Raw genomic sequence first — 355 nt, 5'->3', positions numbered from 1 at the left:
ATGCCAAAGAAATTCTCCATCGACGCATTATCTGCACAAGTGGCTTTACGGGACATACTCTGGAATACTTTATTCTCTTTCAATGTCTTCACCCATTTCGTGTGTTGATAATGCCAGCCCTGATCAGAATGGATGGTGGTGCGATAGGTGGCGTGCTTTTTGATGATCTCCATCGTTTCTTTTAGAGGTCCTAGGGCAAGATCAAGCGTCGGTCGTTTCTTGATATCAAAGGCAATAATTTCTCCGTTATACAGATCTAGAATCGGATTCAAATACAATTTGTCTTCTCCGAGACATTTAAATTCTGTCACGTCAGTGACTAATTTTTGAAGGGGGATAGAAGTATGGAAACGTC

The 355-nt window shown here is 41.4% G+C and carries 1 protein-coding gene; it reads right to left on the bottom strand.

Annotated elements, in window-relative coordinates; genetic code table 11:
• A partial coding sequence (locus P6709_RS19775) for a transposase (protein WP_442905376.1) occupies positions 1 to 355 on the bottom strand: 355 nt, incomplete at both ends.

Source organism: Jeotgalibacillus sp. ET6 (assembly GCF_029667115.1).
GTDB lineage: Bacteria > Bacillota > Bacilli > Bacillales > Jeotgalibacillaceae > Jeotgalibacillus.
This window is presented reverse-complemented; position numbering and strand designations above follow the sequence as displayed.